Raw genomic sequence first — 12644 nt, forward strand, 5'->3', positions numbered from 1 at the left:
ATGACTTCCGCCCGTACACTGACGGCCAGGGAGCGGCAACGCTACCGCCGCCACCAGTTCTGGAACGATCATGGTATTTTCCGCGAGCTCTTCTATGTCAATTTCCACGAAGTAGGCCGCGGTGCCTATCGCTCTGCCCAGCCGGCACCCTATCAGCTCCGCCGCTGGCATCGACGTTTTGGTCTGCGCGCCGTTCTCAATCTGCGTGCGCCGGCGGAACACGAGCCGCAGTTCCAGCTGGAGCAGGAGGTCTGTGACGCTCTGGGGATGGAGCATGTCCTACTGCACGGCATCGGCTCGCGGGATCTACCACGGCGGGAGCAGTTCATGGAAGCCATCGAACTCTTGGATCGCCTGCCTCGACCTTTTCTCATGCACTGTAAGTCCGGTGCCGATCGAGCGGGTTTCATGAGTGTGCTCTACACTCACCTGCAACTGGGGCAGAGCCTGGAAAAGGCCAGCGCGCAACTGCGCATCTGGCCCTACGGTCACATCCGCCACGCCAACACCGGCATTCTCGACTGGTTCTTTGAGGTGGCCCGGCAGCAGGCCCAGCGCGATGCGCACTTCGACCTGCGCCGCTGGATTGCCGAGGATTACGATCGCGAGGCCATACTTGCTAGTTTCCGCCCCTGGTACCGCCTGGACTGGCTCACGGATCGACTACTGCGACGGGAATGATGTCCAGGCTCTATTGGCTGCTGACCTTCCTGCTGACGCCCCTCCTGTGGCTCTACACCTTATGGAAGATCTGGCGTCGGCCCAGCTACCGACCGGGTTGGCGTGAGCGTTTCGGCTGGGTCCCGCAGGCGCGTGGGCGCCGCCCCATCTGGATCCACGCCGTGAGCGTGGGGGAGAGCATGGCCGCGCTGCCGCTACTGCGGGCACTGCTGGAGCGCTATCCGGGTCAGCCCCTGGTAGTCACCAGCACGACCCCGACCGGTGCCGCCACCATCCGGCGGCACCTGGGTGGCCAGGTCAGCAGTCTTTACCTTCCCTACGATACCCCAGGCCCCGTACGACGATTCCTGCGGCGCCAGAACCCCTGTGCCGGGATTTTCCTGGAGACGGAAATCTGGCCGAATCTCTATCGCGCCGCCCGTCGCGCACGGATTCCCCTGGCCCTGCTGAACGCGCGGCTATCCAGGTCCTCGCAACGGGGCTATGGACGCTTTTCCGGGTTGTTCGAGCCGCTCCTCCGGGACTTGCCCATCGCTGCCCAGAGCGAGAAGGATGCTGCGGCCTTTATGAGGCTCGGGGCAAGGCGGGTGACGGTGCTTGGTCAGATCAAGACCGATCTGCCGGAGCCAGAGGCCGCGCGACAGGCGGGGCAGGCGTGGCGCACGCAGCTGGGAGATCGCCCGCTCTGGGTATTTGCCTCTACCCACGCCGGCGAGGAGGAGCTCGCCCTGGATGTGCTGAAGCTCCTGCGGCGGGAGTTTCCGGATTTGCTCCTCGTGCTTATCCCCCGTCATCCGGAGCGTGGTGACGCTGTCGTTACGACCATCCGTGCCGCAGCACAGGGCTGTCGACGGCGATCCCGGGGAGAGGCACCGCAGCCCGGTGAGACGGCCGTTTTCCTCATCGATACCCTGGGCGAGGTGCTGGACTTCTATGCCGCAGCGGATGTGGTCACCATCGGCGGCAGCTTCGTCCCGGTTGGCGGCCACAATCCCATAGAGGCTGCCGTCCTGCGTCGAGCCCCGAGCTTCGGTCCGCACATGGAAAACTTCGCGGCCGTAGCGCAGGCCTTGGTGGAGGCGCAGGCCGCCTTTCCGACCCGTGGCGCTCAGGATCTTGCAAGGCAGCTCGGCAACTTGCTGCGTGAGCCCGGGTTACGGGCAGCGGCGGGCGAACGGGCGGCGCGCTGGGTGCGCGCCCAGCGGGGGGCGCTGGCAGCAACCCTGGAGTGGTTGACGCGGGAAGCGGTCCTGCCGGCGCCCCGGACGCCAGAGCTCAGGCGGGCGGAGACAGAAGATCCAGGGCCTGCTGCAGGCGATCGAGCCCAGCCTGCAGCAGAGGACGCGGACAGCCGAAATTGAGGCGCCGGAAACCGGCGCCGCCGGGACCGAAATCGGCGCCGGCATTGAGCCCTAGGCCCACCTCGCGCAGCACCGCGTCGATGCGCTCGTCGTCCTGACCGTAGCGGCGCAGATCGATCCAAGCGAGATAACCGAACTCCGGGGGCCGAAAACCCAGGGCTGGCAGGTCCGCCGCCAGGCGTGCGGCAAGATAGAGCGCATGGCCCCGCAGATAGGAGCGGATGCCCTCCAGCCAGGGGCCGCCTTCGCGCCAGGCGGCGATGCCCCCCACCAGGGCCGGCAGCGTGGCGTGCTGGCACTGCGAGCGTTCCAGTTCCTCCCGCAGGAGACGTCGTGCCTCTTCATCGCCACAACTCAAAAAAGCGCCGCCGAGGCCAGCCATGTTGAAGGCCTTACCGGGCGCGCTGAGCAGTACCGCTTCGGGCATAAGCCTCGGTAGCGGAGTGTGTGGCAGCTGACTCAGATCCGCGTGGATCTCATCGCTGACCACCCGCACGCCGCGGCTTCGGCACAGTTCCACCAGGGACGACAATTCCTCGGCACTCCACACCCGGCCTACCGGGTTGTGGGGCGAGCAGAATAGAAGGAGCCGTGTCCCATTCAGGGCATCGGCCAGTTGCTCCCACGGGATCCGGTAGACGCCCTCGGCATCCGGCTCCAGGGGCAGGGTCCGCAGCCGCCGTCCGTTGCTGCGCACCGCCTGAAGAAAGGGGGGATAGACGGGCGTCAGGACCAGTACGGTGTCCTCTATCGCGCTGAGGGCGCGGACGGCGGCAAAGAGCGCCGGCACCACACCGCTGGCCACCAGGGTCTGCCCCGTTTCCGGTCCCCAGCCGTGCCGCTGTCTCATCCATTGGGAAGCGGCCGTGAGATATTCGTGATCCAGCCAGGGATAACCCAGGATGGGATGCTCCAGCCGCCGTCGCAGGGCTTCCAGTACCACCGGTGCCGTGGGCAGATCCATGTCCGCCACCCACATGGGCAGAACCTCGGCACCGAAGCGTGCCCGCGCCCCATCCCACTTCAGAGAACCGGTACCGTGACGATCCCAGATGCGGTCGAGATCGTCCAAGGCGTCCATCGTCATGCCGGCAGTCGTTCCCAGACGGTGACCTCGGCAACGCTGTGCTGGAATTTGCGCGCCGTCTCCCGGATCACGAAGGGCAAATCGCGCGGAAAGCCGGGCCGCAGGCGAAATAGACCGTCGAGGGCGACGTGTAACCCCCTGAGTGTGCTGAAGTTCTCGCCGTCCTTCTTGAAGCCGCCCAGCCAGTGCTCCTTGGGCGTGAACTCCTCCAGCCAGGTGTAGGGGGAGCTGATCACCAGCAGACCCCCTGGGCGGATGCGTCCGGCAATGTCCTTCAGGAAGACCTCGGGCTCGCGCAGGCGGTCGATGAGATTGGCTGCGAGGACCAGATCGAAATCGCGGTGAATGGGCTTGAGATTGCAGGCATCGCCCTGGAAGAACTGCACCCGATGGCTGCATTCCTGCAGACCCAAAGCCGCCAGGTCCGCCCAATGGTAGCTCTGCAGTTCCCCCTCCTCGACGACGGCGTAGGGAAAACGACCTCGGCTTTGCAGCTGGACTCCTACCTGGATGAAACGCGCCGAAAAGTCGATACCCACCACCTCGTCGAAGACTCGAGCCAGCTCGAAGGTGCTGCGCCCCACGGCACAGCCGATGTCCAACGCCCGCCGCCGCGGACCGTCGCCGAGGGCCTCCAGGGCAAGCCGAGCCATGGCTGCCGGATAGTTGGCCACCTCAAAGTGGCTCGGGCCGTAGTGGAAGTCGCAATACTGCGCTACCAGGGTGTCGCTCTCGTAGACGGGTACTTGCGGCAGGGGATTATCGGAGCGCACATAGCGAAAGCCAGCATGTTGGAAGAAGTGACGACGGAAGGCGTAGCGTGCCTCGCGCTGGGTCTCATTGCCGCAACTGATGAAAGAACCCCCTTTGATGAGATTGTGGCGCTGATCGAAGGTGGGGACCGTGAAGTCGTCGTAGTAGGGATGCACCTCGAAGCCGGGAAAGGGGTAGATGGGTGTTTCCGTCCACTGCCAGACATTCCCCACTACGTCGTAGCAGTCACCGTGACGATAACGGTCCACAGGGCAGGGCGAGCAGCCTTTGGCCAAGGCGATCTGTCCCGGCGCCTCACGCCAGGCATCGGCATCCGGCAGACCGCTCAGGTCGCGCAAGCGCCGCCACTCGTCTTCCGTGGGCAGACGCAGTTTTTCACCAGTCTGCGCCGACTTCCAGGCGCAGAAGGCCGCCGCCTCGTGATAATTCACCTCGACGGGCCAATCCCAGGGCATCGGTCGTAGTTCCGCGATGAGGCGCAGCTGCCACTGACCCCCCTCACTTTGCCAGAAGCTAGGGTGTCGGGCTCCAGCAAAGCGGCGCCAGGCATCTCCTTCGCTGCCCCACCAGCGGGACTCTCCATAGCCGCCAGCCTCCACGAATTCCAGAAACTCACCGTTGCTGACCAGGTAGCGGCTGGCGGCAAAATCGCCCAACTCCTGCCGATGTTCCCCGTATTCGTTATCCCAGCCATACAGAGGGCTGTGGCGTTCCTTGCCCAGCCGCACCAGACCGGCGGGGATGGGGATGAGCTCATTGCGTGGTGCCGACCGCGTGCTCCCAAGGGGTTCCGGGGCGAATTCGGGAACGGGTCGCACCCGCTCCAGCGGCAGCTGGCGCATGAGTACGGAGCTCGTCTCCAGGTGGATGTTCTCGTGCTCGATTCCCATGAGCACGGCCCACCAGGGCGATTCCCAGGTGATGGGCAAGGACAGGGGTAGACGACGGATCACCGCGTCCACCATCTCCCGTACTCGTGCACGGTAGGCCCGCACTGCCTCCACCGAGGGCCAGTCGTAGTGGGATTCGTCCAGATCGTCCCAGGACATCTCATCCACACCGACGGCAAAGATGGATTCCAGGACGGGATCCAGGTGTTCCTCGATGAGACCGGCTACCCGAAATTTATTGGTGAAGAAGGTCGCCGTGTGACCGAAGTAGAAGATCAGCGGGTGGCGCAGACTGATGGCCTTTTCGTACCAGGCACGATCGTCGGCGAGGTGCTCGAAAAGGCGTTCGTAACGGGAAAAACCGTTGTGGAAAAGCCGCCGTATCTCCTCACGTTTTTGCTCTGCATCGGTGCCATCCAGGCGCAGTGCGCCCACAGATTCGGACATGAAACCATCCTCCTGTCGGTTCCCTGCCAGTATATCACAGGATACCGTCCGGTCGGACAGCCCGCCGTCATTGAAAAACCCCGCACGGGGCGGGGTCGCAGGGCACTTTGTGGATGGCGTCTTAGACGTGGACGGGTTGACTGCCGGGTCCCGGCACCACATTGTCCTCGCCGCTGATATCTTCGAGGGTGCGGCCGGAGGGTTCTTTGAGGCAGAAGGCGGTGAGAAGGAGTCCGGCGAGGGCGAAGAAGAAAGTGACCATGAGGGTGCCGTGGAGGCCAAACTTGGCCAGGAGGATGGGGAAGACCAGGGCACCGAGGAAGGCGCCGACCTTGGCGGTACCGGCGGAGAGGCCGTGGCCGGTGGTGCGGAGGTTGACTGGGAAGACTTCGCCGGCCAGCACGAAGGTGGTGGTGTTGGGGCCGTATTCGGCGAAGAAGTAGGACAGGCCATAGAGGACCAGGAAGACGGCAATGGACTGGGTCAGGATGGGGAAGGCGCCGATGAGCAGGAACATCAGGCCCATCATGAAAAAGCCCAGCATCTGCAGGGTCTTGTGACCGACCCGATCGATGGTGAAGGCGGCCAGGAAGTAGCCCGGCACGGCGGCGACGGCAAAGACGATGAGGCTCAGCGCGGTGCTCTGGATGACGTCGGCGTGGGGGGCGAGGTGATGCATGACCATGGGGGTGGAGATGGTGTTGCCGTAGTAGGCGTAGTCGAACATGAACCAAGAGCCGGCGGTACCCAGCAGGGTGAGCCAGTACTTGGACAGGGGCTGCTTGACGATCTTGTCGCTCTTGTTGGCGACGGCGGTGCCGAGGCTGAAGGAGGCCAGCTGGCGCTCGGCGGTGGCGCTATCGCCCTTGACGCGGGCGAGCCAGCGTGGGGATTCCGGGAGGGTACGGCGGATGTAGATGACGGCCATGGCGGGCAGGGCGCCGAGACCCAGCATCAGGCGCCAGGCGGTATCGTGGTCCATACCGGCGGCGAGGAGGGTGAGGGCGACGACAGGGCCCATGACGAGGCCGATGGCCTGAGCGGAGAAGACCAGGGACACCATGCGGCCGCGGGATTTGGCGTTGGCGTACTCCGACATGAGCACGGCGGACATGGGATAATCGCCGCCGATACCAAGACCGAGGATGACGCGGGCGATGAGCAGGACGGTGACATTGGGCGCGACGGCGGAGAGCAGGGCGCCAATGGTCATGAGGATGGCCTCCAGACCGTACACCTTCTTGCGCCCGAGCTTGTCGGCGAGGATGCCGAAAAAGTAGGCGCCGACGAAGGTCGCGATAAGGGAGATGGAGCCGATGAGGCCCACCTCGGAGGCACTGAGGTGCCATTCGGCCTTGATGAGGACAAGAGCCGTGCCGATGATGAAGAGATCGTAAGCCGAAGTGAAGAAGCCCATGGAGGCCGCCCACATGGCCTTGAGGTGGAAGGGACTGAAACTTGCCGTATTGAGGGCGTCGGCAACGGTGCTTTCACGCACGCTGCTGGATGCGGATGCCATGACGAAACTCCTTGCTTTGCGGTGGATTTTGGTGCTGCGATCCTATCCTAACAAAGCAATGTGACACTTTTATGAAGTTTTTATGACAATTTCATGACAAAATTAGCCGCCGCCGACGTAGCCCTGTTGCCGCCAAGCCTCGAAGACGGCTACGGCGACGCTGTTGGCGAGATTCATGCTGCGGCTGCCGGGCCGCATGGGCAGGCGCAGTCTCTGCTCCGGCGCAAACTCCTGCAGCAGATCGGGTGGCAGACCCCGCGTCTCCGGACCGAAGAGAAAGACATCGCCCGGACGGAAGCGAGCCGCGGCGAAGCTGCCCGGTTCCGCCTTGGTGGTAAAGGCCAGGACGCGACGGTTGCCCAGTGCGCGTCGACACGCGGGCCACTGGGCATGGCGCCGCACGGTGGCAAACTCCCAGTAGTCCAGACCGGCACGGCGCAGACGCGCATCGTCCCAGGCGAAACCCAGGGGCTCGATCAGATGCAGGACGACTCCGGTATTGGCGCAGAGGCGGATGACATTGCCGGTATTGGGGGGGATTTCCGGCTCGAAGAGTACGACGTCCAGCCAGGATTCCGCCTCGGCTTCGGCGTGGGCTTCAGGTGGCACGGGCGAGGATCCAAGTGTCGATACGTTCCACTCCCGCGGCGCGCAGCACTTGGGCGATCTCCTGCAGGGTGCTGCCCGTGGTCAGGACGTCGTCGACGATGGCGACGTGGGTCGGCGGCCTGCCACGCAGGCAGAAGGCGCCGCGCAGGTTTTCCAGGCGGGCTGCCTTGCTCATCCCGACCTGGTGCGGGGTATTGCGCCGACGCTGCACATGTGCACGCACCGGGATACCGTAACGGTGCCCCCAATGGCGCGCCAGCAGTTCGCTCTGGTTGAATCCACGCTCCCGCAGCCGCGCCCGATGCAGCGGGACCGGAATCAGACAGGCGGGTCGAGAAGGGGGCTGGGATCCCATGGCAGCGACCCAGGCGGCGGCGAGCGGCCGCGTCCAGTCGAGGCGGTCGCCAAATTTCCAGGCACTGATGGCGGTGTCCAGGGGCGTGTCGTAGACGAAGGGCGTGAAACAGTAATCCCAGGCTGGCGCCTCGAGCGCACAGACCGGGCAATCGCCGTTGGCCGCCACGGGCAGAGCGCAGTAGGCGCAACGGTCCTCCCGCAGACGCGGCCAGTCGCCGAGGCAGGCCGCGCACAGAGCGGCTCCGGGCGCGTCGCAGGAACGGCAGCGCTCCGGCAGCAGCCAATCCAGAAGCCGCGCCGAGCCATCCCGCCAAAGGCGACGGCCCCTGTCCCGACTCGCCGCAACGATCCCCGCGAAATCCATACCGACTCCAGGCTGGACGACGTTCGGATTGTGGCGGCAGCAGCGCACGTTGACAAGGCATTGTTCCCGTCCCTATAAGGGCAGGGATGGAAAGCTTGGCGCAAAAGTGGCAGATAGAGCAGCAGCATTGGCGTGCCGAGGGCCTCACCCGCAGTCTCGAGGCCCTCGATCGAGCCGGTAATGAGGGTCTGCATTTTCGCGATGCCTGCGGCCGCGAGCTGCTTTCCTTCGCCAGCAACGACTATCTGGCCCTGTCGGGGCACCCGAATCTGCGCCGCGCGGCCGTCGCCGAACTCGCTCGCAGCGGGGTCGGATCCGGCGCTGCTCCGCTCCTGGGGGGCGAGCGTCCCGTCCATGCTGCCCTGGCCGAGGCCTTGGCCGCCTGGCTGGGGGAAGAGGCAGTGCTGCTCTTCGGTAGCGGCTACCTGGCCAATCTCGGTCTGGTGCAGGCCCTGGTGGGGCGCAAGGACCGTCTCTATGCCGACCGCCTCAATCACGCCTCCCTGGTAGATGCGGCGCGGCTCTGTGGTGCGCGTCTGATTCGTTATCGCCACGGCGACCCCGAGGATCTGGCCCATCGCCTGCGCCAGGGCGGTAGCGGCCGTGCTTGGATCCTCAGCGACGGTGTCTTCAGCATGGACGGCGATGTCGCGCCCTTGCCGGAGCTCTTGGACCTCGCACGGCAGCACGAGGCGGTGCTGATCCTGGACGAGGCCCATGCCTTTGGCGTTCTGGGTGCATCGGGCCGGGGATCCTTGGCCCACTTCGGTATCGAGCAGCCTGGGCCATTGCTGCGCATGGGCACCCTGGGTAAGGCCTTCGGGGTCTACGGAGCCTTTGTCGCCGGTCCGCAGTGGCTGGTGGATGTGTTGCGCCAGCGTGCCCGCAGCTTCGTCTACCACACGGCGTTGCCAGCCGCTCTGGCAGCAGCCAGCCTCGCGGCTCTGGAGCTGCTGCGCGACGCCGAGGCAGAGCGCCGGCATCTACTCGCCCTGCGCCACGCCCTGCGCGAGGCTCTGCCCCAAGGCCAGTGGCTGCCCAGCGACAGTCCCATCCAGGCGCTGCTGCTGGGCGACAATGCGCGCGCCCTTGCCCTGTCCGCAAGATTGCGGGAGGTAGGCTTCTATTGCCCGGCGGTGCGCCCGCCAACGGTACCGCCGCACAGTGCACGCCTGCGCATCACCCTCTCGGCAGGTCACAGCACCGCCGACATCGGCGCCCTGGCCAAGGCTCTGAATACGGCGCTGGCGGCCTTGTGACCTGGGCCCAGCATATCTGCGGCGAGGGGCCGCCGCTCATCCTGCTGCACGGCTGGGGCATGGAGAGTCGGATCTTCGGGCCCTGGTTGCCGCAGTTGGCGAGCCATTTCACCTGCATCTGCCTGGATCTTCCCGGTCACGGTGCCTCGTCCTGTGCCGCCGGGCTGTTCTGGGACCGCAGCCTGGACGAACTGGCGCAGATCCTCGCCGCCTGGTCTCGCCCTCACCTCTTGGGCTGGTCTCTGGGCGGCCTGCTGGCTCTGGGCCTGGCCCTGCGACAGCCGCTGAACCTGGCCAGTCTGCAGCTCGTGGCTAGCTCACCCTGCTTTGTCCAGCGGCCCGACTGGCCCAGCGCTTTGCCCGAGGCCACCCTGGCCGAATTCGCCGAGCGTCTGTGTAGGGATCCTTCCGCCACCCGCCAACGCTTCCTCGCCTTGCAGATTCTGGGCGATCCGGCGGCCCGGGCGCGTCTGCCGGATACGCGGCAGTGGCCCCTCCCAGACCGCCGGTGCCTGCAGGGTGGGCTGGATATTCTGGCGACCCAGGATCTGCGCTCGATCCTGCGACCGCTGGATTATCCGGTGACGATCCTGCAGGGTGGGCGGGACCGTATCGTCCCCCCGGCGGCGGCCGCTATGGCGGCGGCGTTGGGGGCGCGCTATGGTTTGTTGGCCGATGCCGGCCACGCCCCCTTTCTGTCGGACCCGGTGGCCTGCAGCCGCTACCTGCTGGAGATTTTATCGTGAGCCAAATGGATCCGCGCACACCCACAGTGGACAAAGCTGCCCTGCGTCGTCACTTCGGCCGCGCTGCGCGGGCCTACGAGGCTACGGCCGTACTCCAGGATCGGGTCGGCCAGAAGCTCATGGAACGTCTGGATTTTTTGCGTTGCACGCCAGACTGGATTCTCGATCTCGGTGCAGGGACCGGTCTGCAGAGCCGGCGGCTCAATGGCCGCTTTCCCAAGGCGCGGGTGATCGCCCTGGACATTGCTCGACCGATGCTGCTGGAAGCCCGCCGCCGCAAGGGTTGGCGCCAACGTCAGCTCTTCTGCCAGGGCGATGCCGAAGCGTTGCCCCTGCGCCCAGCTTCCATGGACCTGGTCTACGCCAATCTCTGTCTGCAGTGGAGCGATCTTGATCGCAGCCTGCGCGAAATCGCCCGGGTGCTGCGTCCCGGCGGTCTGCTGCTGTTCACCACCCTGGGGCCCGACACCCTGAAGGAATTACGCCAGAGCTTCGCCGCCGTCGACGCGCAGCCCCACGTCCATTTTTTCCAGGATATGCACGAGGTGGGCGACAGCCTGCAGCAGCTGGGCTTTGTGGACCCCATTCTGGACGTGGATCATTTTTCCCTGGAGTACCGCCAGCTGGCCGACCTCCTGCGGGAGTTGCGCGGCATCGGTGCCGGCAATGCCCTGAGCGGGCGGGCACGCGGCTTGTGGACACCCCGGCGCTGGCAGGCCCTCAACGCCGCCTACGAGGCCTGGCGCTCCAATGACCGTCTACCCGCCCACTACGAGGTGATCTACGCCCATGCCTGGGCATCGGAACCCGGGGAGGCTCGGAGCGAGGATCCGGCGGTGGCAAGCCTGCGCTTTTACCCACGCCGCCCGAAAGGAGTGTGACATCGTCGTGCGCGGCTACTTCATCACCGGTACCGACACGGGCGTGGGCAAGACCGTCGTCACCGCTACCCTGGCGGAGGCCCTGGCTCAGCGCGGCTGGCGTGTCGCGGCGCTCAAGCCCGTAGTATCCGGGCGCGATGTCCAAGGTCGCTTCGAGGACGTGGAGCGGCTGCGTCGTCACAGCCATCCGCCCTTGTCGGCAGCCGAGTGCAATTGCTACGCCTTCGATGAACCCATCGCGCCTCATTGGGCGGCACAGTTGCACGGCCAGGTCATCCAGCGCGCGCGTCTGACGGCTTTCGTGCAGCAAGCGGCGTGCCGCGTGGACCGAGTCCTGGTGGAAGGGGCCGGCGGCCTGCTGGTGCCCCTGGGGGATGGATGGGATTACCGCGATTGGGCGGCGGAGTTGGGCCTGCCACTGGTCCTCGTGGTTGCCCTGCGGCTGGGCGCCATCAATCACGCCCGCCTGACGGAGGAAGCCATCCGGGTGCGGGCGCTGCCCTATGCCGGCTGGATCGGCACGCAGCCTGAGCCTGGCACGCCGGCGGCGGGTACTCTGGAAGGACTGCGCGCCTGTCTGCACGGTCCGCTACTGGGCCTCTTGCCTTACGTGGAACGGCCCGATCCCAAGGCCTTGGCGCCGGTTCTGAACCTTCCTTTGAACGAAGACAACTGCTAGACTCAGTCCGACAAGAATGAGCAATTTGACCGAGGTGCGGGCCGCAAGCCCCCGGTCGTCAACGGACGGAGCGTACCCATGAGATCTTTCAAAGGCATTGCCTTGCTGTTGGTGAGCAACCTGCTCATCTTCCTGACCCTATCCATATCCTTCAGTATCCTCATCAACCTGATCCTGCCGGCCTTCGGTATAGACCTGCGCGGCAGTGTGGATGCGCGCATCTTCCTCTGGGCGCTGGTCATCGGCTTCGGCGGTGCCTTCCTGTCCCTCGCTCTGTCCAAGTTCATGGCACGACAGAGCTTCCCCATGCGGCGTATCCAGCAGCCCCAGAATTCCGGCGAGCAGTTGCTGTTCCACACCGTGGAGCAGCTCGCGTCTCGCCTGGGCATCGCCATGCCCGAGTTGTGGATTTATGAAAGCCCAGAACCCAATGCCTTTGCGACGGGCCCGAGTCGCAACAACAGCATGATCGCCGTGAGCACCGGACTGCTCCAGATCCTGCGCCCCGATGAGTGGCGAGCGGTGCTGGCGCACGAGATGGGGCACGTCTACAATGGCGATATGGTCAGTACCACCTTGTTGCAGGGCTTGATGAACACCTTCGTATTCTGGCTGGCGGGCATGGCCCGCAGTCTGCTGGATGATCGCCCCATGGTGGCCTTTGCGGTATCCCTGGCTCTGCAGATCTTTCTATCCATACTGGCGCTGCTTCCCATCACCTGGTTCTCGCGGCGGAGGGAGTTTGCGGCGGATCGCTTTGCAGCCGAGCAGGTCGGGGCGGCCGCCATGATTTCCGCCCTGCAGCGTCTGGAGGATTACAGCGCACGGACGCAGCTGGAGCACGATGCCATGCGCGATTCCATGGCGACCTCCTACATCTTCGGAAACTGGCGTGGCTGGTTTGCCACCCACCCCAGTACGGCCGATCGCATAGCTGCCCTGCGTGCTCTGGGTGGCAGTGCCCAGGGCTTGGCCGTGTGATCGGCGGTA

At 65.3% G+C, this 12644-nt stretch carries 12 protein-coding genes; 7 read left to right on the forward strand and 5 right to left on the reverse strand.

Annotation, left to right across the window (positions count from 1 at the left end):
* The gene (locus Q0C23_RS05165; protein WP_291511318.1) at window positions 1–681 is read left to right on the forward strand and encodes a tyrosine-protein phosphatase; all 681 of its coding nucleotides are present in this window, start codon (window positions 1–3) and stop codon (window positions 679–681) included.
* Window positions 681–2042 carry a 3-deoxy-D-manno-octulosonic acid transferase gene (locus tag Q0C23_RS05170; RefSeq protein ID WP_291511319.1) on the forward strand — a complete coding sequence of 454 codons (1362 nt, stop codon included), beginning with the start codon at window positions 681–683 and terminating at the stop codon, window positions 2040–2042. Before Q0C23_RS05165 ends, Q0C23_RS05170 begins: the two co-directional genes overlap by 1 nt.
* Here the strand turns inward: Q0C23_RS05170 and Q0C23_RS05175 are convergent.
* The 5 genes from Q0C23_RS05175 to Q0C23_RS05195 form a co-directional block, all read right to left on the reverse strand.
* Entirely contained in the window at window positions 1957–3129 is a 1173-nt protein-coding gene (locus tag Q0C23_RS05175; RefSeq protein WP_291511320.1) for a PatB family C-S lyase, read from the reverse strand. The two genes, Q0C23_RS05170 and Q0C23_RS05175, sit on opposite strands and share 86 nt — an antisense overlap.
* Window positions 3126–5240, reverse strand: coding sequence for a 5-histidylcysteine sulfoxide synthase (gene ovoA, locus Q0C23_RS05180; RefSeq protein WP_291511321.1), 2115 nt, complete (start codon window positions 5238–5240; stop codon window positions 3126–3128). Before ovoA ends, Q0C23_RS05175 begins: the two co-directional genes overlap by 4 nt.
* 121 nt (window positions 5241–5361) lie before the next feature.
* Window positions 5362–6759: an MFS transporter gene (locus Q0C23_RS05185; RefSeq protein WP_291511322.1), complete on the reverse strand. Its 1398-nt coding sequence runs from the start codon at window positions 6757–6759 to the stop codon at window positions 5362–5364.
* Between the two features lie 102 nt (window positions 6760–6861).
* Window positions 6862–7368, reverse strand: a complete 507-nt coding sequence (locus tag Q0C23_RS05190; protein WP_291511323.1) for a tRNA (cytidine(34)-2'-O)-methyltransferase — start codon at window positions 7366–7368, stop codon at window positions 6862–6864.
* Window positions 7358–8089 carry a ComF family protein gene (locus Q0C23_RS05195; RefSeq protein WP_291511324.1) on the reverse strand — a complete coding sequence of 244 codons (732 nt, stop codon included), beginning with the start codon at window positions 8087–8089 and terminating at the stop codon, window positions 7358–7360. Before Q0C23_RS05195 ends, Q0C23_RS05190 begins: the two co-directional genes overlap by 11 nt.
* 86 nt (window positions 8090–8175) lie before the next feature.
* Here Q0C23_RS05195 and Q0C23_RS05200 point away from each other — a divergent pair, with 86 nt between their 5' ends.
* The 5 genes from Q0C23_RS05200 to htpX all read left to right on the forward strand — a co-directional run bounded on the left by Q0C23_RS05200 (window position 8176) and on the right by htpX (window position 12635).
* Window positions 8176–9348: an 8-amino-7-oxononanoate synthase gene (locus tag Q0C23_RS05200; RefSeq protein ID WP_291511325.1), complete on the forward strand. Its 1173-nt coding sequence runs from the start codon at window positions 8176–8178 to the stop codon at window positions 9346–9348.
* Window positions 9345–10094, forward strand: a complete 750-nt coding sequence (locus Q0C23_RS05205) for an alpha/beta fold hydrolase (RefSeq protein WP_291511326.1) — start codon at window positions 9345–9347, stop codon at window positions 10092–10094. The genes Q0C23_RS05200 and Q0C23_RS05205 overlap by 4 nt, the downstream gene beginning before the upstream one ends.
* Window positions 10095–10099: 5 nt before the next feature.
* On the forward strand, window positions 10100–10975 hold the full coding sequence (gene bioC / locus Q0C23_RS05210; RefSeq protein ID WP_291511473.1) for a malonyl-ACP O-methyltransferase BioC: 876 nt from the start codon (window positions 10100–10102) through the stop codon (window positions 10973–10975).
* A gap of 7 nt (window positions 10976–10982) precedes the next feature.
* Window positions 10983–11654, forward strand: a complete 672-nt coding sequence (gene bioD / locus Q0C23_RS05215) for a dethiobiotin synthase (RefSeq protein ID WP_291511327.1) — start codon at window positions 10983–10985, stop codon at window positions 11652–11654.
* 78 nt (window positions 11655–11732) lie between these two features.
* Window positions 11733–12635 (forward strand): protease HtpX, encoded by a 903-nt coding sequence (gene htpX / locus Q0C23_RS05220; protein WP_291511328.1) that lies wholly within the window; start codon window positions 11733–11735, stop codon window positions 12633–12635.
* The last annotated feature ends 9 nt before the right edge of the window (window positions 12636–12644 follow it).

Origin of the sequence: Acidithiobacillus sp. (genome assembly GCF_023256195.1) — a bacterium.
Classification (GTDB): Bacteria; Pseudomonadota; Gammaproteobacteria; order Acidithiobacillales; family Acidithiobacillaceae; genus Acidithiobacillus_A.